This is a genomic window from Bacillus sp. BPN334 (assembly GCF_008368885.1).
Taxonomy (GTDB): domain Bacteria; phylum Bacillota; class Bacilli; order Bacillales; family Bacillaceae_G; genus Bacillus_A; species Bacillus_A wiedmannii.
The window spans coordinates 270,728-294,210 of record NZ_QOZW01000005.1; the positions used below are offsets into that span (position 1 = coordinate 270,728).

At 34.5% G+C, this 23,483-nt stretch carries 19 protein-coding genes and 2 pseudogenes; 6 read left to right on the forward strand and 15 right to left on the reverse strand.

What is annotated here, in order from left to right; translation table 11 throughout:
- Positions 1 to 35: 35 nt before the first annotated feature.
- From hemY to DN393_RS05650, 4 genes are all read right to left on the reverse strand, one after another.
- On the reverse strand, positions 36 to 1,457 hold the full coding sequence (gene hemY, locus DN393_RS05635; protein ID WP_149173356.1) for a protoporphyrinogen oxidase: 1,422 nt from the start codon (positions 1,455 to 1,457) through the stop codon (positions 36 to 38).
- Between the two features lie 19 nt (positions 1,458 to 1,476).
- Positions 1,477 to 2,412 (reverse strand): ferrochelatase, encoded by a 936-nt coding sequence (gene hemH / locus DN393_RS05640; protein WP_064469230.1) that lies wholly within the window; start codon positions 2,410 to 2,412, stop codon positions 1,477 to 1,479.
- A gap of 14 nt (positions 2,413 to 2,426) precedes the next feature.
- Positions 2,427 to 3,473, reverse strand: coding sequence for a uroporphyrinogen decarboxylase (hemE, locus tag DN393_RS05645; protein ID WP_000252608.1), 1,047 nt, complete (start codon positions 3,471 to 3,473; stop codon positions 2,427 to 2,429).
- A 189-nt stretch (positions 3,474 to 3,662) separates the two neighbouring features.
- Positions 3,663 to 5,780 (reverse strand): transglycosylase domain-containing protein, encoded by a 2,118-nt coding sequence (locus DN393_RS05650; protein WP_149173357.1) that lies wholly within the window; start codon positions 5,778 to 5,780, stop codon positions 3,663 to 3,665.
- A gap of 128 nt (positions 5,781 to 5,908) precedes the next feature.
- Between DN393_RS05650 and hmoB the strand changes: the two genes are divergently transcribed.
- Positions 5,909 to 6,412 (forward strand): heme-degrading monooxygenase HmoB, encoded by a 504-nt coding sequence (hmoB, locus tag DN393_RS05655; protein WP_002150035.1) that lies wholly within the window; start codon positions 5,909 to 5,911, stop codon positions 6,410 to 6,412.
- Positions 6,413 to 6,542: 130 nt separating this feature from the next.
- On the opposite strand, the gene DN393_RS05660 is transcribed toward hmoB, so the two are convergent.
- From DN393_RS05660 to DN393_RS05675, 4 genes are all read right to left on the reverse strand, one after another.
- On the reverse strand, positions 6,543 to 7,961 hold the full coding sequence (locus DN393_RS05660; RefSeq protein WP_149173358.1) for a PH domain-containing protein: 1,419 nt from the start codon (positions 7,959 to 7,961) through the stop codon (positions 6,543 to 6,545).
- Entirely contained in the window at positions 7,954 to 8,430 is a 477-nt protein-coding gene (locus tag DN393_RS05665) for a PH domain-containing protein (protein WP_088092249.1), read from the reverse strand. The genes DN393_RS05660 and DN393_RS05665 overlap by 8 nt, the downstream gene beginning before the upstream one ends.
- Positions 8,431 to 8,503: 73 nt before the next feature.
- Complete coding sequence (locus DN393_RS05670) at positions 8,504 to 8,800, reverse strand: hypothetical protein (RefSeq protein ID WP_064476886.1); 297 nt, start codon at positions 8,798 to 8,800, stop codon at positions 8,504 to 8,506.
- Between the two features lie 249 nt (positions 8,801 to 9,049).
- A complete protein-coding gene (locus DN393_RS05675) occupies positions 9,050 to 9,922 on the reverse strand; it encodes a COG3014 family protein (RefSeq protein ID WP_064476887.1) in 873 nt (290 codons plus the stop codon).
- A 976-nt stretch (positions 9,923 to 10,898) separates the two neighbouring features.
- On the opposite strand from DN393_RS05675, the gene DN393_RS05680 reads away from it, so the two are divergent.
- On the forward strand, positions 10,899 to 11,174 hold the full coding sequence (locus DN393_RS05680; protein ID WP_064476888.1) for a hypothetical protein: 276 nt from the start codon (positions 10,899 to 10,901) through the stop codon (positions 11,172 to 11,174).
- Between the two features lie 328 nt (positions 11,175 to 11,502).
- On the opposite strand, the gene DN393_RS05685 is transcribed toward DN393_RS05680, so the two are convergent.
- The 6 genes and pseudogenes from DN393_RS05685 to DN393_RS05710 form a co-directional block, all read right to left on the reverse strand.
- On the reverse strand, positions 11,503 to 11,736 hold the full coding sequence (locus DN393_RS05685; protein ID WP_000340042.1) for a hypothetical protein: 234 nt from the start codon (positions 11,734 to 11,736) through the stop codon (positions 11,503 to 11,505).
- A gap of 265 nt (positions 11,737 to 12,001) precedes the next feature.
- Positions 12,002 to 12,148, reverse strand: coding sequence for a BC1881 family protein (locus DN393_RS05690; RefSeq protein WP_000738547.1), 147 nt, complete (start codon positions 12,146 to 12,148; stop codon positions 12,002 to 12,004).
- 552 nt (positions 12,149 to 12,700) lie between these two features.
- A complete protein-coding gene (locus tag DN393_RS05695; protein WP_000486311.1) occupies positions 12,701 to 13,162 on the reverse strand; it encodes a CarD family transcriptional regulator in 462 nt (153 codons plus the stop codon).
- A gap of 525 nt (positions 13,163 to 13,687) precedes the next feature.
- Positions 13,688 to 14,128, reverse strand: a complete 441-nt coding sequence (locus DN393_RS05700; protein ID WP_098111968.1) for a hypothetical protein — start codon at positions 14,126 to 14,128, stop codon at positions 13,688 to 13,690.
- Complete coding sequence (locus tag DN393_RS05705) at positions 14,115 to 14,480, reverse strand: hypothetical protein (RefSeq protein ID WP_098103606.1); 366 nt, start codon at positions 14,478 to 14,480, stop codon at positions 14,115 to 14,117. Before DN393_RS05705 ends, DN393_RS05700 begins: the two co-directional genes overlap by 14 nt.
- Before the next feature lie 438 nt (positions 14,481 to 14,918).
- Positions 14,919 to 15,326 (reverse strand): annotated as a pseudogene (locus DN393_RS05710) (transposase); the annotation flags it as partial.
- Between the two features lie 234 nt (positions 15,327 to 15,560).
- Between DN393_RS05710 and DN393_RS05715 the strand changes: the two are divergent.
- The 4 genes from DN393_RS05715 (at position 15,561) to DN393_RS05730 (ending at position 18,694) form a co-directional block, all read left to right on the forward strand.
- Entirely contained in the window at positions 15,561 to 16,079 is a 519-nt protein-coding gene (locus DN393_RS05715; RefSeq protein WP_064476891.1) for a hypothetical protein, read from the forward strand.
- A 233-nt stretch (positions 16,080 to 16,312) separates the two neighbouring features.
- Positions 16,313 to 17,470 carry a sensor histidine kinase gene (locus DN393_RS05720; protein WP_098111967.1) on the forward strand — a complete coding sequence of 386 codons (1,158 nt, stop codon included), beginning with the start codon at positions 16,313 to 16,315 and terminating at the stop codon, positions 17,468 to 17,470.
- The gene (locus tag DN393_RS05725; RefSeq protein ID WP_064476893.1) at positions 17,467 to 18,135 is read left to right on the forward strand and encodes a response regulator; all 669 of its coding nucleotides are present in this window, start codon (positions 17,467 to 17,469) and stop codon (positions 18,133 to 18,135) included. The genes DN393_RS05720 and DN393_RS05725 overlap by 4 nt, the downstream gene beginning before the upstream one ends.
- A 100-nt stretch (positions 18,136 to 18,235) precedes the next feature.
- Positions 18,236 to 18,694 carry a CcdC protein domain-containing protein gene (locus DN393_RS05730; protein ID WP_098111966.1) on the forward strand — a complete coding sequence of 153 codons (459 nt, stop codon included), beginning with the start codon at positions 18,236 to 18,238 and terminating at the stop codon, positions 18,692 to 18,694.
- A gap of 567 nt (positions 18,695 to 19,261) precedes the next feature.
- Here DN393_RS05730 and DN393_RS05740 read toward each other — a convergent pair.
- Positions 19,262 to 23,470: pseudogene (locus DN393_RS05740) on the reverse strand (SpaA isopeptide-forming pilin-related protein); the annotation flags it as partial.
- Between the last annotated feature and the right edge of the window lie 13 nt (positions 23,471 to 23,483).

Consider the following 23,483-nt stretch of genomic DNA (forward strand, 5'->3'; position numbering starts at 1 on the left):
CAAAACGCCTTCAATGTGATTGAAGGCGTTTCACTTTATTGTGCAATTAATTCGGTATCCATTACTTTCTCCAAATGAGAGAGTACACGCTTTGCGGCTTTCTCACCTTGATCAATACAGTCCGGAAGACCAGAACCAGCGTAAGAACTACCTGCCAAGTATATACCTGGCAACTCTTTCTCCATAAATGTTGTGAGTTTCTTCATTCGCTCGTTATGGCCTACTGTATATTGGGGCATCGCTTCTTTCCAGCGACTTACGACTGTAAATTCTAGATCCTCTGTAATATCCATCGTCTTTCGTAAATCTTCTAGTACAAGCTGAACGAGTTCCTCTTCTGTTTGTTCTACAACTGCTTCATCACCAGGGCGTCCAACGTAACAACGAAGTAGCATTTTTCCTTCTGGCGTTGTATGTGGCCATTTTTTATGTGTCCACGTACATGCTGTAATTGTGTAGTCGCTATTTCGAGATACGACAAATCCTGTACCATCAATATCGCGCTGAATGGCTGATTTCGGGAAAGCCATTGCCACATTCGCAACTGATGTGGACGGAATGTTGCGGAAGAAACGAAACTGCTTGTACTGCGCAAACATAGATGGCAATACTTTATGTGAGCTTGCCACTACGACCGCGTCCGCTTCTATTTCTTTTCCGTTACTAAGAGCAATCGTATAAGCATCACCAAGTTTTGCAATTTTTTCAATGCGGGTTCCCTTTATTATCGTACCTTCATGCATCTTCACTTCGAGAGATTCTACAATAGATTCTAAACCTGTTTTCACTGTTTGGAAGATTCCTTTTTTCGGTTCAGATGTCTCTTTTTTCGGAGCAAGTGTACGCATACCGAGTGAAATACTGCGATGCTTCTGCTCAATTTGATACATTTGCGGAAATGTTGACATTAAGCTCATTTCATCAATATCCCCTGCATAAATACCCGATAGTAATGGTTCGATTAAATTCTCAACCACTTCATTGCCGAGGCGATGTCTGAAAAACTGCCCGAGTGATTGGTCAGATACTGGCTTTGATCTCGGCATTAACAGATCAAAACCAGCTCTTAGCTTACCAATTGGGGAGAACAGCCCGGAAAATAGAAACGGCGTAATTTGCGTTGGAATTCCCATCATCGATCCGCTCGGCATTTTATGTAACCGATTGTTTACGAGGATAAATGATTGACCGGCCTTATTATTTACAAGTTCATCGCCAAGACCTAATTCTTTCGCTAATCTAGCTGCACTTTCTTTTCGTGCTAAGAAAGAATCCGGTCCGCGTTCAATTGTAAATCCATCTTTTCGAACGGTTTGAATTTTCCCGCCAAGTTTACCCGATGCTTCTATCAGTAATGTATCGATCGGCAAGTTCTTGTCATGAATATCTTTTTGTAAGTTATACATTGTTGTTAATCCTGTGATGCCACCGCCGATGATTACAACTTTTTTCCTCAAGCATGCTCCCCCTTTCTTTTTACAATACAGATTCTTTTTTCTTTAATACAACATCTGTTAAGCAATCAATAAATGCGTCCGATGCATTTGGCATTTCTGGACGATAATATTTTGCGCCAATTTCATCTGTCACAACTTTACACTCAAAGTCATTGTCATATAAAACTTCTAAATGTTCCGCAACAAATCCAACTGGTGCGTATACGAATGAACTGTATCCATACTTTTCGTTTAGTTCTCTCGTTAAATCTTGTACATCTGGACCAATCCAAGGATCTGGCGTGTTTCCTGCACTTTGCCAACCTACTGCATAGTTTGCTACTTCAGCACCTCTTGCAATATAGTCAGCTGTTTCATTTAATTGGTCTGGATATGGATCGCCAAGTGCAATAATTTTTTCTGGTAAGCTATGTGCAGATACGATTAATACTGCTTTTTCACGCTCTGCTTCTGACATACCGTTATATATACCTTTCACTGCATCAACCCAGTACTGGATGAATTTCGGTTCTTTATACCAGCTATCAATGCCGTGAATTGTTAAGTTTCCAAGTTTCTCAGCTTCTTCTTGTGCTCGTCCTACATACGATTTCACGCTAAATGTAGAATAGTGCGGCGCAAGAACAAGTGCTATTGTATCTTGTATACCGTCGTTATGCATATCTTTCACTGCATCTTCAATGAACGGTTCGATATGTTTTAAGCCAAGATACATATGGTACTCTACTTCATCTTGTACTTCATTTAAACGCTGTTCTAACTTTTTAGCTTGCTCTAATGTAATAGTAGCTAAAGGAGAAATGCCACCAATTGCACGGTAACGCTCTGTTAAATCTTCTAGCATTTCAGGACTTGGCTTTCTTCCTCTGCGAATATGTGTATAGTAACGTTCAATATCTTCTTCTTTATATGGCGTTCCGTATGCCATTACAAGCAAACCAATTTTCTTTTTCATACAACAATTCTCCTTTACTTCGCTAACTGCCCTTTAGAGTATTCATGAATAAATGTAGTTAAACGTTTTAATGTATCTGGATTTACTTCTGGGAATACACCGTGTCCTAAGTTAAAGATATAACCAGGCTCTTTCATCCCTTGATCTAAAATACCTTTTACATGTTCTTCAATAACAGACCATGGCGCAAGTAAGAATGAAGGGTCCATATTTCCTTGTACCGCCTTATGAACGCCGCGTGCGCGTGCCTCTTCGATCGGTAAGCGCCAATCTAAGCCTACTACATCAAGCGGTAAGTCGTGCCATTCATTTACTAAGTGTGCAGCTCCTACGCCGTGCATAATCATCGGTACACCCATCGGGCGAACTTCTGCAAAAATACGCTCCATTGCTGGTTTAATAAATACGCGGTAATCTGCTACATTTACTGTTCCAACCCAAGAATCGAAAATTTGAACTGCTTTTGCTCCTGCATTAATTTGCGCTTTTAAATATGTAATAACCATATCTGCTAGCTTATCCATTAAAGCGAACCAAGCTTTCGGCTCTGCATACATGAACGCTTTCGTATTATGATAATTACGAGATGGACCGCCTTCAATCATATAGCTCGCTAGTGTAAATGGAGCCCCTGAAAAACCGATTAACGGTACGTCTAGCATTTCTGTCGTTAATAAACGAATCGTATCTAATATGTACGGTACGTCATCTTCTGGATTGATTTCCCCTAGTTTTTCTACGTCTTGTAAAGAACGAATTGGATTATCAATAACTGGGCCAATACCTGATTTAATTTCTACATCCACACCAATTGCAGGTAGTGGTGACATAATATCTTTATACAGAATTGCTGCGTCTACGTTATATTGATCAACTGGCAACTTTGTAACGTAAGCACATAACTCTGGATTATGTGTAATTTCAAATAAAGAATACTTTTCTTTTATCTTTCTATATTCCGGCTGCGAACGACCTGCTTGACGCATATACCATGCTGGTACATAATCAGTACGTTCCCCCCTACATGCTTTTAAAAATGTCTCATTTATAGTTCTTACCAAGACCCTTGCTCCCTTCCTTGCCAATGCTTTTGCTCTAAATACGTTCTATTCCGATATTTATCTTTTTTTACTATACAGCTTGTAAAAACAAAATGCATAACATTATGTACGTTGTTCATGAAATTGACACAAACATTCGTAAAACCGCTTACTATTTTCACAACATTCTTATTATAGCACAGAGAAAAACTATGGTTTAGCTACTTTTGACTTTTCTCCTTCGCGATTCGTTTGTGTGTTATATGGTACAACGTAAAAACTCGGTTTTGAAAAGATGTTAACGAACTTTTCCTCATATTCCCCGGCACCATTTACAGTGCCTACATGCGTATGGACTCCATTTTCCACTCTATAAATGCGATACATAATTCTTTCATCTGGAAGTGGTGTCCAGCTTAATTTCGCTTTAAATAAACCGAAAGGGCTAAACGCTAATTTCACTTTCACATCTTCAATCTTGCGCAAACGAATCGGAGTACCGATTGTTTCCACACCTTCTGGTTTCATAAACTGCTCTTTCTGTTCTACATTTGCCTTCGTTAAAATTTTCTTAAACAATTTCGTTGCTGACGCACTTTCTCCTTGCAACTGATGCTCTTTATCCGTACGGTCATAACCAATCCAAACAGCACCTACTAAATTTGGCGTATAGCCAACGAACCACATATCTCTAGCTCCATTATCGTCATTTGGTAAGGAAGTTGTACCTGTTTTCCCAGCTAATGCACCGCTATATATGCCTGCTTTCGCTGTCCCTTCCTTCACAACCCCTTCTAACATTTTCGTCATATACCATGCCGTTTGTTTCGAGAAAATTTTCGTTTCTACTTTTGGCGATTCTCCAATGACTGTGCCGTGTCTATTTAACACCTTTTCTATAACGTGCGGCTCAATAATAGCGCCATTTGCTAAAAATGCACGATACATTTTCACAAGGTCAAATGTTGAAACACCATTTTTCAATCCGCCAAGCGCTGTACTTAAACCAGCATCGGCAATAGGAACATTGCCTTTCTCTAAATATTGCTTTCCTTCTTCTACCCCTAGCTCATTTAATAAAGAAACTGCCGGTACATTTGCTGACTCTAAAATCGCATCATACATCGTCATTTCTTTCGTATATTGACGATTGTAATTTCGAGGTTCATAACCTTCAAAAGAAGTTTTTTCATTCTTTAATAAAGAATACGGATTATATTTTTTCGTTTCGAGTGCTGGTCCATAGACAATAAGTGGTTTTAGCACAGATCCCGGCTGTCTTTTTGCAAAAACACGATTAAAGCCTCTCGGGACATACTTTCTTCCCCCAATCGCTGCTTTAATTCCGCCCGTACGATTATCCATTAATAAAAAAGCACCTTGCGTCCCCTCTTCTTTACCAGGGAAATTCCTCGCATCTTGAAACTGGTTATACGCTACCTTTTGAATCTTTTCATCCATCGGAACGACAAACGTATATCCTCCTCGGAGTACTTCTTGATGAGATAACCCGTATAAACGTGCTGCTTCATCTATGACCATATCAATATACGGCATATATGCGAGTTCATTCTCGTCTAGGTTTTTGTAAAGAGCAATGGTCTTTCCTTGATAACGTACGCTCTCTTCGGCAGTCAAATAGCCTTGTTTATGCATCAGTGACAATACGAGATCACGGCGCTCCTTACTCTTCTCTGGAGAGAAATAAGGTGAATATCCGTTTGGTGACTTCGGAAGACCTGCAAGCATTGCTCCTTCTTCTACTGTTAAATCTTCTACACTTTTATTAAAATACAACTTTGCTGCTGCTTGAATACCGTATGCCCCATGGCCAAAATAAATATGATTCATATACATTTCAAGAATTTGTTGCTTCGTATATTTTTGCTCTAATTGAAGGGAAATTGCGACTTCCTTCAATTTACGCGTAACTGTTTTTTCACGAGTTAAAAAAACGTTTTTAGCGAGTTGCTGTGTAATCGTACTACCACCTTCGACCTTTTCTCCAGCTAACGTATCTTTATAAAGAGCCCGGAATATAGACGGGTAATCAATTCCTTGATGCTCATAAAAACGAGAATCTTCCACCGCAATAAACGACTGCTGCACGTATTTTGGAATTTGCTCGATTGGTACGAGATCTCTATTTTCTACGTATAATTTCGTAATTTCTTTCCCTTTCTGGTCAACGATACGTGATGAAGAGTGAAAAACGAGTTGCTTTTCATCCGTCATATAGCCACCAGCTAACACAATAAGTTTATAAAATACAATCGCTAATACGAGCGTTGCTAACCCACCTAATAAAGTCCACTTTACTTTCTTCATACATCGGCCTTCTTTCCAAATGATGGTACATTTATTATTTGAAAAAGAAGTATCTTTATGTATATAATCTTCGAAGTTTTTTACGAGAGTTGATATAATAGAAACAAACAATTAAAGGGGGCATTAAAATGAAGGCTATTATTTCATACGAAACACCTCTAGAACAAGCACATTTCACTGCAAAAAATAATGAAAAAGATATGTTTTATAAAGAAAATACAGAAGAATCTGTAGAAGGTTCTCTTCAGTATGACGTACTAGACGCTGTTGGTGAATTTAAAGGACAACCTGGCTACATCGTTTGTAACAACATTTCTGTCACAGACGAAGGTCGCCCAGTATTTGAAAATCGATTCAAAAACCGCGCAGGCCTTATTGAAAACGAACCAGGATTCCAAGCAATTCGCGTTCTACGCCCATTAAGTAACGATACATATGTCATCTTAACAATGTGGGAAACAGAGCAAAACTTTAAAGACTGGACAGAATCACGTTCATTCGAAAACGCTCATAAAAAACGCCCTGCACAAGCAGAAGGACAAGCTCAGGCTCAGGCGCATCCACATGCGGAACAGCAGAAAAGTATTTTCTCTCGTCCATCATTTGTGACTACTTTTGATGTGCTAGTTTAAGGGGTTTTGTACTATCGTTTCTCCAAGGTTGCGGTACATGAAATTATATCGACGATTTTTCGAATATATCGGCGCAACTCGAAATATATCGACTTATCGACAAACCACAACACAAAAAAAGGAAACACCATTACGCACCGGTGTTTCCTTTTTCTTTATACCAATTATATATGCGAAGCGCGTCTTCTTTTCGCATATGCTTCACTTTATATCTATGCCCCGCTACTGATACGGCAGCTGTACATAACTCGTCTTTCTTTTGAAAATACGATTGATTGTACCCTACTGCTTGAACATGCCTTTTTCGTATGATTCCTGTATATTTGGCAAGGCCGCGGTATACCATGACTAATTGATTGTCTCGTATCAAATATCCGCCACTTTTATACCGAGCGTATGCAAGTAACGTAAATGCGATAAATAGTGGTATTAGCGTGAATAACGCATTATTTTGTTTGAAATATATACTCGCACCGATGATTGGCAGTGCGAGCATAGCACTTGTAATCCAGCCCATTATGACGTAACGACGTAATGCAGCCTTCGGTAAATGAACGATTTCCTCTTCCATTTCATACGGTAACTGCAAATATGTAAGTAACTGCTGGACATCTTTCTTTTTCATAAAAGGATGTAACATCACTTCATTTCCAGCTGCTTCTATACTTTGAATAACTTCTACTTCGACAGAGCAATAACCGAAAGGCTCGCGGAGAATTCCTTCTTTCACCGTAATTGCTTGAATGCGATGTAATTTTAAAACAAACTCTTTCTTATCAAATAACCCTTGCACGATGCGAACTTCATTTCCGTTTCGCTCTATTTTAAAGTTTGCATATTTTAACGCATAGCCAGCTGTCGAAACGACCCACGAAACCGCCATTAAAATCGCGGCCATAACGATTAATTGATATACATCGTTATCCATCACATACGCTTCCACTTTATTTATGAGCCATTCTGGAAGAAATTGATTAAACTCTGTGTAAATAAGAAGTAATCCTGAAAAAACTAATCCGAATCTACCAGACGTAATGGCAGCTGCTAAAATCTCTTTCATCGTTAACTGATAAATCGTCTTACTTTCTTCTGGCATGGGTACTTCTTCACTCGCAGCGCTTCTTTTTTTATTTAATAAAGCAATCAGTTCCTTCGCTTCATCTTCTTTAATACCAGCTAACATCACATCTGGCTCACTACCGCCGCCCGCTACTTCTATATTTAATTTCATCAGTCCGAGCACTTGATAAATGATGTTAGAAGACGTACTAATATTTTGCACACGTTCTTTATTTAAGTAGCTTTCTTTCTTAACGAACACACCATGCTTTATATGTACAATATTATTTTCAACCCAGTACACTTTGAAATACCATTTTATAGCTGAGAAAATTGCCATAATAAATAATACAAATAAAAGAACAAGATGTAAGAGATACCAAGGTTTCACTTGACCATCAGATTGAAATAAAACAAGAAAAATAAAAGGCAACAAAGTCGCAACTCGAATACCTAATAAAATTGTGATCGGATGTTGCCTCTTATACATCCTCATCACTCACTTTCGCAAGTTCTCCAATTTGTCTTTTCAGCTGCTCTGCTTCTTCCTTCGTTAAGCCTGGAATACTATGAGAAGTTGCCGCTGTTGAAATATGTAATTCTGCTAAATTATACTTTCTCATAATTGGGCCCTGTTCAATCGTTACGTGCTGCACACGCATCATCGGAATAAGTACGCGTTTTACAATGAACATTCCCTTTTGAATCTCAATCTCTTCTTCATTTAATCTGTAACTATAATAACGTTGACGTAAATTTGGAAACACAAAATAATCAAGCGGGATAAATGTAATAGCTCCTGTTACTAGCAAGCCAAACAACCAGCCCCACCAATTAAAATTGATCATAAAAAAGAAATACGCAATTACGACTGCTAGTATAACCGCCGCCCCAATTAAAGCGTGGATTCGCCACACTCTCAGCATATTAGAATGAATCTCCCTTTCTAACGGTTGCATTTCATCACTCCAATTATATGAATTTATTAATTATATATTAGTTGGTATATACATATTTGTAAAATTATAGTTTTTATATCGTATCGATTATTTCTTTAAAACTCCCTTCATTAATCGAATGCACTTGAAACTGAATGTAATCTATTTCATTCCTATTCGGACGGGCATATGGCAAAATGTTAAATTTAGAAGCAGATCTTCCTAACATATCTACAATCATTAGAGAAACGTCAATATATTCGAAATCTACACGGAATACTACTGCTTCTCCCGTAAATTCATAATCTTTAATCGCATCATAAGACTTATTCGCACTAATTAACATCACTTTTAATAGTTGGTTCAAATTTTCTGGTTTAAAATTAATCATATACGCAGCTCCTTTTTTAATAAAACACTATGAAAATAGTGTAATCTTACACTTTCATGGCTTTACACTTCAATTATATAAAAAATAAAGCTAGTTTTTTATAAATTTTTTGATATAATTACATACGGGAAACGGGAAGATATTTATCTTCCCTTGTGTTTTTATTTGCATCTAGTACTTTTGCTAGATGCCTTTTTTTATGCTAAAAAAGGTACCCTCACATACTTTGAGGATACCTTTTTCATCGATTTATTGCATTTCAATAATTGTACCATCTTCGAATACTTTCAATACGCCAGTAAATCCTGCTCCAGCTGCGCCTTCTATTTTATATGTCGTACGCACTCTAATTTGATAATACTTCTTTCCATTCTCTACTTGCGTATTCTCTAGCGTGTAATCATATTCTTCTTTATATTCATTTTTAATATATTCTTTCGCTTTCTCAAAAGTAAATGCATTTTGATTCTTTCCTGTCTCTACTTTTTGGTTCTTTTCTGCCTCAGTTTTTTGAGTCTTTTCTGTTGCTACTTTTTGATTCGTTACTACATTTGTTTTTTGTGCCTTCGCTGCCGCTTCACTCTTTGCAGTTTTTTCCTCTTCATTCATTTTAGTAACTAATCCTACCGCTTTTTTATTATATTCTTCAAGATTCTTGTTATCTTTTGTTTCTGCAACTAGCTTATTTACTATCTCTTTCGCTTCTGCATAATTTTTCTTACTTATTAACTCTTCACTTTTCGCCAATTGCTCACTATACTTCTTTTTTTGTTCTAATACAGCTAGTAATGCTGTTCGTTCTTCCTTTGCCTGCTTTATAAGTGTATTATTCCCATCCTTCATGTTCTCTACTTTTTCAAATGACTTGATTGATTCTTCTACCTTTGTTTCTTCTTTTAACTTCACTGCTTCAATCATTATTTTCGTTTGTTCTACAAGCACCATTACATCTGAATCGTCTTGTTTCTCATCTAGCGCTTTTTCAAATGATGATAAGGCATTTTTATATTCTTTATTCGTTAACGCGGTCTTCCCTGCATCCATTTCTTTTTCAAAATCTCCATTACTACATCCAGCTAACATTAAAAATGTAATTCCAATTACCGTTAATAACTTCTTCATTCTTTCTCCCCCTATATGTTCCTAAAACAATAACTTCATATGTATAAAGGTCTGTGTAGTAATTAGACTGAAAATAAAGATGTACTTTGTGTGTGGGAAAGGAAGTACATTTCATTTACTATCATTACTTAAAACTCCTAAATAGTTGGTAGTTGGTTTTCTTCTTTTAAGACAGAAAGGAATTTTAATCATGTGCGTAAAGTTCTCACCAGGCTCTTTACTACACACACTCTTATACACATAGAAAAACTATTTTTAGTTTGCTATTTTTTCAGCTTTACATATTCTTGGTTGATTGGATACGAACCACAATTCGTAACATACCGAAAAACAAAAGAAAACAAACTGTAATATAAGTTACCTTTCGTAACTCTCCTGTAACATAAATGTAACATAAGGTTTTTATACATACAATAGTTTTTTTACATTATTTTCCCCTATCTACATTTTAAGGTGTTAATACAGTGCTAAAACGAGTTTCATCTCCCACCTGCTATTGGACTATCATCCTTTGAATACTTTAGGAAAAAGCCCTCTTTCTTAAAGTACTCAAATTAATTACATAGATAACTCTTTTTTCACCCAAACATTACGAAGACCTTTAACCTTTTACTTTCACATTAAATATATATAGCTAACTTTTTTGATATAAACGCATTAAGAAAATAGGACGAACTTTGTCTTCCTTTTTGTTTTTATTTGTATCGAGTTCTTTTGGTGCTACCCCTTATTGAAGAATTAGATTTTACACATCTGATATAGTACGTGAAATTATATAATAGGGGGCACTATACCTAAAAAAGAAAATTGTATGTTTAGACATAAAATTGACACCTTTTGATTTGTTCCCTGTAAGTTAAGGAATTAGTTTGTATATTTGAGGAGATGTACGAGACAGGTGTGAATTTAAGGGAATCCAATATTTTCTATTCAAATATGATAGAATAGAAGTATATCCAAAACGGAGGAACAACAAATGAACTCAAACACAAAACAGTTTATTTATGATATCCAGCAAAGAAAAAACAATTATATGGAAAATGTATTAAAGGCAATACAACACCCTAAAAAAGAGCATTCTGAACAGGTCATTCAAAATATAGTAGACAAGATGGATATGATGATCAGTTTAGTTATTACTTACATCGCTATTGAATCAGAATCTATAAAAGAATTAAAAGAACTTCAGGAAGAACTTATTCATGCCCAAGCATATATTCAAAAACGGAAATTTGAAGAAACACAGAGATAAAACACTGTGTTTTTATTTGGTCGTCTATGACGCCAATCTGTTATAAATCAAATTAAGGGATTGGGTACACTTACCATATTTTGTTCACTAAAGTCATTTCCCTCCAAATAACTCATTCTATAAGACTTCTTTCTCTTACTATATGATATAAATCTATAAATATGCTAGAAGGATAATTCATTATATGAACGAAAATAACATTTTAATAAGTTACGTTTTCTATTCCTAAATTATTTATATACAATTCTTTTTTTACTAGTTAATAGGTAATGATATAGGGATACTTTGCATGTACATCTAGGTTGTTCCTTTCAGGCTATGTATCATTTTAAATACGCCCTTTATTAGAATAGTGCTCATACTTTTTTTGAGATTCTTTCGTAATACGTGCGTTAAGTAAAATTGCTAACAACAAAAACACTCCATATGTTCCCCCTGTCGCTCCTATGATAACCACACTACTACAAACAAGTACAATTAGTAGTAGTAACGAAACTAAATAAATATGTTCATAGTTCTTTGACATCTTCTTGTATTTTATGCGTTCTTTCCTTGCATCCATCTAAATTCCTCCTTTACATTATCCATTTCACTATCAAATAAATCTCGCCCTTAAAAGGGAAAGAATATATCTTTTTAAATAATCAGCTTATTTTTTTATCAACTAATTTATATAACGTAAAAAGAAATCCTACCAATATTAAGCTTTCCACCATGATAATCCCGACCCTCTCCTTCCGTTTTAACTCCAACACATCAGATAAAAGTAGCAAACAAAAAGGATCCTCCCTTCTTTTAAAGGTTGATCCTTTTCTTCATGCATTCAACTATTCTTGATTAATTAGAATAACAGCTGGTCCATCTACACGAATGCCACCAACTTCGATTTTTTCATAAGGCTCAACTGTAATAGAAATGATCCCTTCCCGCTTCTTTAATTCATTACTTAATTCTTTTGTTAACATTTTTTTCATGTGTGTACTCCTTTTTACTGCTTAATTTATTATTGTTATGTAAATGAAGTTAAAAATGGTTTCCTGGTCTGGAAACCATTTTTTTGTAGTTGACCATATGGTGTTACCAGTTCGTTTATCAATTTTACGTAAAGAAGAGATAAACAATTACCTATTCACTGTCTCAGTAGATATAAAGAATTCTTAAAGAGATAGCGGTGAGATCGATTGTTTTTTCTTCTAGAAATAATGACCTAGATAATATATTACCTAAAACAATGAAAGCCCTACCTCTCTTTCATCCTTACGGATCCTTGTCCGTGCCAGTGTGAATCAGGATTGCAAAAATCAAGTGACTATTTAATCGAGTTATTTGATGAAACTTCGAACGTTCGTAAAAGAAATTTAAAAATAAAAATGGATTAGATTGAAGTAATAACAAAAGAGGTTCCTACTCTAAAAGTGAGTTGAAGAAGTTGAATGTCTTTGAAATGATTTACTTTTAATAATCATCATATTCCCGAAAAATTCAGGATATTTTCGGGGGATGTAATACATTATCTATAATGAATCCTAACAGAAACTTTTTATTTGATTTTCAGTGATCCCTTTAATTAATCCTAGTTCACTAATCAAAAATTCATGTGCGTTATCCAACATTGTTTTTTCGCTTGTATTAAGTGCCTTTTCTTTCTTCATACGCATTAAATCACGTACAACTTCAGCACCTTCTTGTATTTCACCCGTTTTTATTTTGTCCGTGTTCACTTTATACCTTTGTTTCCACGTTAATAATCTATCTGATTCTCCATGCTGAAAAATGTGTATAATGTGTTTTAATGCAAGTATATCAGTAACCGGGCGTATACTCGAACTTAATATTTTCCCCATAGGAATCATGACTTTCATATTACTGATTGACATTTTTATAACATAATACTGTTGTTTTTTTCCTGAGAATTCTTTTTCTTCTATGGCTTCAATTATACCTGCTCCGTGCATTGGATAAACAATGTTATCGCCAATTTGAAACATATAATCCACCTCCATATATGGTAACCTTCTTAACTTTAACATATATGTGTTTTTTTATCAAATATTTAATAATATCATAAAGATATTTTTGTAGTCAACTACTTTTAAAAAAAAATTAAATTAAGTAAAAAAGACCTCCAAAAATGATAGGGAGTGTGTCAGATTCCGCATAAAGGGAAGAGGAATTTCCCCGCTTATATTCTGAAATCTCTACATTTTATGTAGGGATTTTTCCATAAAGAAAAGACACCCTAAGGTGCCTTCCTCCGACTTGAACCACTTTAATTTTAATAATATGTATTGGACTCCCATCCAATTATTATTTTACCACGTTAAGTAATGTTGTGCATTGAGAAATACGGTACATTTCTTTATTTAAACGTAAAAAGCCCTAGAGGGGACTGGGACTTTTTGACAGAATGAAAATGATTCAAAAAAGGACTTATATAACGTAACATACGAATGTTTCATAAATGTATCGTAAAAGTGAACAAAATCTATATTTTGTTATTGGAGACGTTACTCCTAATTATAATACCAATTGCCGTTTACTTTTACTTTCACAATTTCCTTTTTCTTGCATGAGGTTAATTTGTTATAATTAAACTCACAAACTATATTGTACATACTGTCATAGTTCCAAAAATAAGAGGGATGATTCTTTATATAATCTTTCCATTCATTACTATATGTACCTTGTTTTTTTAAATCTCCTTCTTCACCGAATGCTGCTGCAACTTCTTCGTAAGACATACCGCGACGTAAATTATTGAAAGTATCCATCATACGCTGCTGTCTAGCTTCTTCTTTTCGATTTTGTTCTTCTATCTTTTCTAACCTACTCTTTTCGGCAGCTAGCTGTTTGGCTTGTTCTTTTTCCATTTCTATAAGTTCTTTTTCGTAATCTGCATGAATTTGCGCACGTTCTTTTTCGTATTTGTAATCCGAATACTTATTCCATCCCATAACTCCAAAAGCAATTAAAATTAAACCACCTATTATAAAAATAGGCTTCCTCTTCTTTTTTACGATTCTCTTCTAATTTTTTCAGCTCATCAGCTTTTTGTTGTTCTTCTTTTTGTTTAGAAGCACCTTCTTTAGGTGTATCTTCTTTTTTCACCTCAGTGTTAGCGATTTTAGCTTCATTTTTATTGATTTCTTCTTTCGGAGACAGTGCGTAAAAAATCATCATTAACACAAAGCATGCTAATCCGGAAATGAAATACCTCTTTTTACTTTGGTTTTTCTTAGAAGCTTTAGTCATTAATATAAAAGAAACGACTGTAGCTATAAAGAATAATGACATTAATATTTGCATGTAATTACCTCTTTCGGTTGTTAAAATGTAAGATTTCTTATCTCATGGTAGTAAACAAGTTATTTGTATATTGTCATATTTTGTCGAATGAAAATAAAAATAGAGTCGCAGCTCTCAATGAAAATTAGAAGGATGCCTTTTTCTCTGATTTAAAGTTCAACTAGGATTTACAAATATTGAATAATGTTTTGTATCAAATCTATAGGAATATATGTTTTTACTGTGGATGGGAGCGTGTATCAAAAGGTGTACCTTTTGGGATTGTTGTTGAAGAGTATCCAATGTCATTATAAAAAGTGTATATTGGGGTAGCACCACATGCCCATCAAGCTAAGGATATCAAGAGGGTATATGTGAGTGTATTTTTTTGAAATTTCTACGGCTACACTAAAAATATGCATAACAAATAAACCTACCAAAAGGGTGTTTTGAAAAATATTATGCAACTTTGAAACCCTTTAACAACGTACACTCATACATAACGCCTAGGATATCAAAGACTGTTTTCTTTTCGTAACGGTGAGATTTCCGTCCGTTTTTCTCTAAAAGATTGAACAGACGTAGGAAAATCTTTGATAATTCTTGGGTGCCCTTTTGTAATCCTTGGTAAAACAATAGATAATAATTCTTTATCATATAAATGGATTTGTATTCACTTAACTCTTTCTTTTTCTTATTCAAGAGTAACTGACGCATTTTAAACATGGTAGATATACAGAGTAAAATGCTAATAAGTTGCCCATATAAATGGCATTCTAAGCGTTCTTTCTTAATTTCTTTACACTTGTGAATTTGAAAGAAAGATTTCCATGTTTTGAACAAAATTTCAATTTGCCAGCGTAAAGTTTCGCTAGAAATATAGTCTAGGATAAACAGTGTTTTTTCAATGCGTCCCATATATCCAGTTATATATATTCAAGTGGCTTTTTTCACAAAAGAATCATAAAAAACTCTATCTATAGATAGAGGGTATTCAAAAAAATCATCTTTCAGATAGATGTTCTAAAATATTAGGGATGTTACAATCCTCCAGTAAGTAAGCAAATAAACAATAAATTTATACTTTATGGGGGTTTTAATTTGAATACTCAAGCTTGGATAATGATTGGTGCATTTTTAACAATTGTATTATTAACACAAATCGGAAGGAAAGTATTTACAACCACAAAGGCTGTATTGCCATTTATTCTTTGTGGTATAAGTGTTTATTTATTCGTCGAGGAAATACCTACCTCAGGTTCAAATATGACCGCACTCATAATCATGACAATGGTCGGCATGATCATGGGAGGGCTAATGCTTTTTACAGTGAAAGTAGAATATGGTTCTGACAATAAAGCGTACGTAACTGCTGGTATTCCTTATTTATGTTTATGGATTATTGGACTTGGATGGCGTGTCGTATTAGCTTATGTAGCGACAGACTGGTATCCACAACAATTTGTAGATTTCATGGTATCGAATCATTTGGATTTTAATGTTATAGCCCCTGCTTTCGTATTTTTTACAATTGCGATGGTAGTTATTCGTACTATTGGAATTGTGATTAGGATACAAAGATATAGAAAAAATCTAAAGCAAATTAAAGAAATAGGTTAAGAAAAACAACTTCTTTTGCATAATGAAGTAGGTAAAACAAACACACTATACTAACTACTTCATTATTCTTTTAATTTCAGATTTTAGATGATATGCATTAAAGGAATTTAACTCATCTATGAACTATTATAATTGGGAGTTGTAAATTTCCAGCCTTTAAATCAAGAAATTGATATTCATCTATAGCCAAAAAATATAGAAACTAAACAGTAAGGTTGGGAGGGAATAAGTACATGGAAAAAGTATTTTTAAAAATTATTGATAGTCATGCAGGAAATGCGATAGGAATCATCTTATTATGCGTATTTTTTTATCAAGGTTTCGCACCTCATGGTACCTTTGCAATATGGGTTTGTAGCGTTTTTGTAACAATTTATCTATGGATGTTGTATTCACCAAAATCTTGGTGGAATGCAAGGAAGTACGCTTTATTTACGAGTATATTAATAAGCATATCATGTGTATTATATTTTTCTCATCCAAATTTTCCGAATTATGCGTTATGGCCACTCATAGTTTTTCTTGCCGCTGCAGAACCAAAGTGGACACGAGTAACGACAATTTTAGTTGCTATAACAGGGATAGTTATTATTCTATTTATACATACGAATACGTTTCCTTATCAAGAAACATTAATTATTATCGGCCTCTATGTCTCGATCCGAAGTACATCCAAGCTAAGAGACGCATATCAAAAAAATCAAAAACAACTAAAAGAATTAGACGAAGCACATGCTGAACTACAAGAAACAACGGTATTTTCTATGCGATATGCAGCTTTTACGGAAAGAACAAAATTAGCAAGAGAGATTCATGATGGACTTGGACATCAAATGACCTCACTTATTATTCAATTACAGGCTCTTAAGATTATGTTAAGGAAAGATCCTGTTGCTGCCCAAGTTCATGTTGAAGAACTTTTAAAGGTGGCACGAAAAGGAATGGAAGAAATCCGAGTTGCTGTTAGAGAATGGACAAGTGATGAAAAAGATCTCGGGCTTACTTCATTAAAAGGATTGATTTCACAGGTTCAAGCGAATTCTTTATTACAAATTGAGTTCATTCAAGCTGGAAATATAACAGAGTGGACGATGGAGGAAAGTACAATTCTGTATCGCATTCTACAAGAGTCTTTAACTAATGTCTTACGACATTCTAATGCAGATTCTGTTATTGTAAACGTAACAGAAATAGACGGAGTAGTAAAACTCACAATTGATGATAATGGTATATATACAGGGGATAAGCCATTAGAATATGGCTTTGGACTCAATGGTATGATAAAACGCTGTAAATCAGTTGGAGGTAATTGTTCCTTTTTTCTAAATGAACCAAAAGGACTTCGAGTTGAAGCCACTATTCCAATTCAGAAAAATGGAGGAGAAATATGACAGAAAAGATTCGTATTGTGCTAGCTGATGATGAACCATTTGTTCGAAAAGGCCTATGCTATATTATTGAAATGCAAGATGATATGGAGATAGTTGGGGAATGTAAAGATGGGAAGGAAGCAATTAAAGTTGCCTTAGAAACTGCACCAGATATGGTAATTATGGACATTCAAATGCCTGATTTATCAGGTATTATGGCTACCCAAAACATTATGAGTATATTACCAAATACAAAAGTTGTTCTATTGACGACTTTTGATGTACAACAGTATGTCTTAGACGGTATTCGAGCTGGTGCAGTGGGTTATATATTAAAAGATACTGAAACGGAGGAAATGTTAGATAGTATTCGATCTATGAATAAAGGGGCAATGATTTATAATAGCACGACAGCAAATCAAGCTTTTACACAATTTATAAAACACGATAATAATGATTATAATTTAGTTAGCGAAGAACTTGAACATACGGAAACTCTAACTAAGCGGGAGATTGATGTTTTACAATTATTAGCTTATGGAAAACAAAACCATGAAATAGCTAAAATCCTTTATGTTTCCGAAGGGACAGTCAAAACTCATATCCACAATATTCTTCAAAAACTAGATGTAACAGATCGTACACAAGCAGCTGTAATGGCAATTCGAAAAAAAATTGTAAAGTGATATCTGCTGTATGTAGTAAAAAGAATAAAATTTTAAATTAACATAGTGTTTTTCTAATTGAAATTAAACAGATCATAATAAAAAAGAAAGAGAGTATAGCATGGATAATACAACTGGTCTTATTATTTTAATTCTTATAATTCTCCTTCAACTAAAAGAAAAGGAATTGAAATTTCAACGAATGTGGATTGCTCCTGTATTAATCGCATACTATACATTTACTCATGTATTTAATGATCTCACATTAATCAAAACTGGTTTATTTGTAGTATTACTTGCTCTTGGAGGAATTGTAGGAGCTGTGCGTGGTTCTACAACTATAATACGAATCGATAAAAGTAATGGGAAGGTTTATGCTAAAAGTTCTTATATCGCCTTAGGTATATGGGTTGTTGTATTTATTTTACGTTTTATCGTAACGTATATTTTTAAAGGTTCAAGTCAGTATGCGCTAGGCTTAGTAACGAATGGTATTTTTTGCTTTATTGCGGCGAGTGCGTGTATAAAAAGAGTGATTCTATACTTAAAAGCAAAAAGTTTGATGCATTCAAAACATTAAGTATTGCTAAGGGTAATTTTTGTAGTGTAGCAAATTTCAGTGTTTTTCTAACACCAACACATTGCTATCAAGCTAAGAAAAGCAAATACCCCAGAGCGAAAATTTTGTGCATTTTGCTCGTACTTATTGTTTTGGGGTAATTCGTACTTTTAGCTTGATGGGCATGTGCTGCTACCCCTTTTGCTAAATGTTTTTTTATGCCAAATAAAAAAGGTATCCTCCAATACTTTGAGGATACCTTTTTCATTTTTATTATCTCTGCTGTTTTCTACCTAATACGAGCAATCCAAAACTCATCATAATAAGAAGTGCTCCCATATATGGTTCCACAGGCATTTTCTGTCCTGTCTTCGGTAATTCTTTTTCAGGCTTCTCTGGATCTGTTGTTTCTGGTTTTTCTGGATCCGTTGTTACAGGTTTCTCTGGATCCGTCGTTTCTGGTTTCTCTGGATCCGTTGTTTCTGATTTTTCTGGATCCGTTGTTTCTGGTTTTTCTGGATCCGTTGTTTCTGGTTTTTCTGGATCCGTCGTTTCTGGTTTCTCTGGGCCTGGTGGTGCTAAAGAAGTCAATTTGTTTAATACTTCTAATTGAACTGGACTTATCATTCCTTTTGTAATTTCAAATGGAATTGGATTAGTTAATTTTTCATAACCCTTTGGTGCTTCTACTTCTACAAGTGTGTAGTGACCTACAGATAAGTCTGAGATTTTCGCTTTTCCTTCTTTATCTGTTGTTACTTTCGTTACTACTTTTCCTTTTTCGTCATGAACTTCAAACACTGCCCCTGATAATACATTCTTACTTTCAGCAGCCATTTTTGTAATTTCTACTGAACCTTTATCTAACTGTTCATTCTCTACTTTTAGTAATAAAACTTCTGTCATACCTTTTTTAATCTCAAATGATACTGGTTCGCTTAGCTTTTTGTAACCTGGTAAGCTTTCCGTCTCTACTAATTTGTAACTTCCTACAGATAGATCTGAAATTTTCGCTTTTCCTTCTTTATCTGTTTTTACTTTCGTTACTACTTTGCCTTGCTCATCTTGTACTTCGAAGACTACGCCTGCTAATGCTTTTTGACTATCTTTATCTACTTTTGTAATTTCTACTGAGCCTTTGTCTAACTGTTCATTCTCTACTTTCAATGATAAGACTTTTGTCATACCTTTTTTAATTTCGAATGATACTGGCTCTGTTAATTTTTTGTAGCCTGGTAAATTCTCTACTTCTACTAGTTTGTAACTTCCTACAGATAGATCTGAAATGTTTGCTTTTCCTTCTTTATCTGTTGTCACTTTCGTTACTACTTTGCCTTGCTCATCTTGTACTTCGAAGACTACGCCTGCTAATGCTTTTTGACTATCTTTATCTACTTTTGTAATTTCTACTGAGCCTTTGTCTAACTGTTCATTCTCTACTTTCAATGATAAGACTTTTGTCATACCTTTTTTAATTTCGAATGATACTGGCTCTGTTAATTTTTTGTAGCCTGGTAAATTCTCTACTTCTACTAGTTTGTAACTTCCTACAGATAGATCTGAAATGTTTGCTTTTCCTTCTTTATCTGTTGTTACTTTTCTTACTACTTTTCCTTTTGAATCACGTACTTCAAATACAACATCTTTTAATGGTGCTTTACTATCTTTATCTATTTTTATTATCTCTACATTTCCAGTATCCATCATTTCATTTTCTACTTTTAATGATAGTATCTTGGTCATGCCCTTTGTAATTTCAAATGATACTGGTTTTTCTAGCTTTTTATAACCTGGTAAACTTTCTATCTCTACTAATTCATACTTGCCTACAGGTAAATCTGCAACATTTGCTTTTCCTTCTTTATCTGTCGTTACTTTTTTAACTTCGTTACCTTTTTCATCTTGGACAACGAACGTTACTCCCGCTAGCAGTGCTTTATTATCTTTGTCTATCTTTGTTATCTCTACATTCCCCGTATCTACCATTTCATTTTCTATTTTTAATGATAAGATCTCGGTCATGCCTTTTGTAATTTCAAACAATACTGGCTCTATTAATTTCTTATATCCTGGTAAGCTTTCTTTTTCTACTAATTTGTACTTTCCTACTGATAAATCTGAAATTGTTGCTTTTCCATCTTTATCTGTTGTTACTTCTTTTACTACTTTATCTTTTTCATCTTGTACTTCGAAGACTACACCTTTTAATACTTTCTGGCTGTCTTTATCTACTTTTGTAATTTCTATTGAACCTTTATCTAACTGTTCATTCTCTACTTTCAATGATAGGACTTTCGTCATACCTTTTGTAATTTCAAATGATACCGGTTCTTTTAGTTTCTTATAACCTGGTAAGCTTTTCGTCTCTACTAATTTGTACTTTCCTACTGAAAGATCTGAAACGTTCACTTTTCCTTCTTTATCTGTTGTTACTTCTTTTACTACTTTATCTTTTTCATCTCGTACTTCGAAAACTACGCCTTTTAATGCTTTCTGGCTGTCTTTATCTATTTTTGTAATTTCTACTGAACCTTTATCTAACTGTTCATTCTCTACTTTCAATGATAGGACTTTCGTCATACCTTTTGTAATTTCAAACGATACTGGCTCTGTTAGTTTCTTGTAACCTGGTAAGCTTTTCGTCTCTACTAATTTGTACTTTCCTACTGAAAGATCTGAAACGTTTGCCATTCCTTCTTTATCCGTCGTTACTTTTTTTACTACTTCACCTTTCTCATCTTGAACTTCAAATTCGACACCCGCTAATACTGAACCGTTTTCTTTGTCCACCTTTGTAATTTCTACATTACCTTTGTCTGTCATTGCATTTTTTACTGTTATTGGGAATATGCCGTCCCCTGTTACATTTACTTCGAACTCTGTTTCTTTTAATTGGTATCCTTCAGGCGCTTTCGTTTCTTTTAAAATATATTTCCCTGGCGCTAACGGTTTAGAGATTGCCTTACCATCTTTATCTGTAACAATATGCTCAACTACTACACTGTCTTTTACTATATCAAACTCTGCATTTGCTAATGGTTTTTCACCATTTTCCGAATCAATTTTCTTTAATTCGATTTGACCCTTTTGCAAAGTATTTTTGACTTCAATGGCTTTTGTTTCACCAGCTTGAAGCGTAACCTCTACTGGAATTGTTAATTTTTGATATCCTTCTGGTGCTACTGTTTCATAAATTTTATACGTCCCAGGAGCTAAAGTTTGAGGTATTGAAAAGCCGTTTTCGTCCGTTATCAGTTTTGCAACAACTTCATTTGCACTATTTCGAACTTCAAATTCAGCACCTTTCAACCCTTTGTTCGGATTCTCAGCATCTATTTTATGAATCGATACTGTACCTTCTTTTGGAGCTTCAGGCGGCGTAACAATTACTTCTTTCGATGTTAATGTTTTATCATCAAAATGTAATTCCGCTTTATTAGGAATCTTCTTATCTACGTAAGAAGATACATCTGCATTAGCTTTAATTTTCGCCTTAATGCTGAGGTTAATTACCTGGTCTTCATATGACTTATAGTCAAAATTCTCACCAAACGCAAATGTTACTTCACTTCTTTGTTTATCTATATTTAACGTTCCTTTAGAAGTAATATCTTGACCATTTTGATCATATACTTTTGCCTCTAATACTTCTAAAACATCTTCTAAATCATCACTAATTACCATTGACGTATAATTAGGTGAATTTTTCGGTATATGTGTACCAACTTGGTATTGAATAGCTTGATCCATTTGTGTTAACTGCTGATTCTCTACAAGCTTACCATTCTCATCTACTATATTTTTTTCAATGCTAGGTGGATTATCGTCACCTGAACCGGTTCCTCCCCCACCACTTACGAATACTTCTCCCACTTTTTCTTCAGTTACAATATTTTTACCTTCTAATTTCACTGTATTTTTATGAGGCTTTGCAGCAGGATTAGTAATCTTTGTTTTATATCTTAAAATATAACCTTTTGAGCTGTCTGGAAATTCAATTGTAAATCCAGTTTTCATTGCATTAATTTTAATTTTAGATAAATCTGCTGGCTTAACATTTGTTGGTGCATAGCCATCTTCAAATACAGCCTCTTCTAATACTAAACTATTTGTAATTAATTCATGCCCAGGTCCTAATGTGTCTGTTAATTTAAGATCTTGCATTTCTGTTCCAGTTGCATTTACATATACCGTCCAGTCTGCAATTGAAGGGTCTTCCTGATTATAAGAACCCCATTTCAATAGATTATCTGTATTGGGCTGTGGCTTCGGTCTCTCTGTCGTATTATTTACACTTACTTCTTTATTTACGATTTGACCATCAACGTTAAATTCTAATGGGATTTTTTTAATACCATCATATGCTTCTAGACCAAAATAAAATTCTACGAATAAAGAACCTTTAATGTTATTCTTTCCTTCTACGTAATCACCCATAGTACATGTCAATAGACCCTTTTTCATCTCACATGTACCAACTGTTTTTCCTTCAGCATCTTTTAAAGGAAAACTCATATTCATAAGATCTTTTCTGAATTCTTTTGGCATATCAATTGTGAATTGATCTCCACTTTTTATTTTTTCTTTAGCTGACCACTTCACTTCTACTTTCATACCATCTGAGGCTTGATATGGTTCAGACGTTGTACCATCAGTACGGGAGATATTAATCTCGTCCACTGGATTTTTTATCACAGCGGCTTGAATAACTGGAGCCCACACATTTAGTACTGAAAATAATACTAGAAAAACTAATGAAACCATCGAAATATGCCTTTTAGTACTTTTCATTTGCATAATTCCCTCCTAT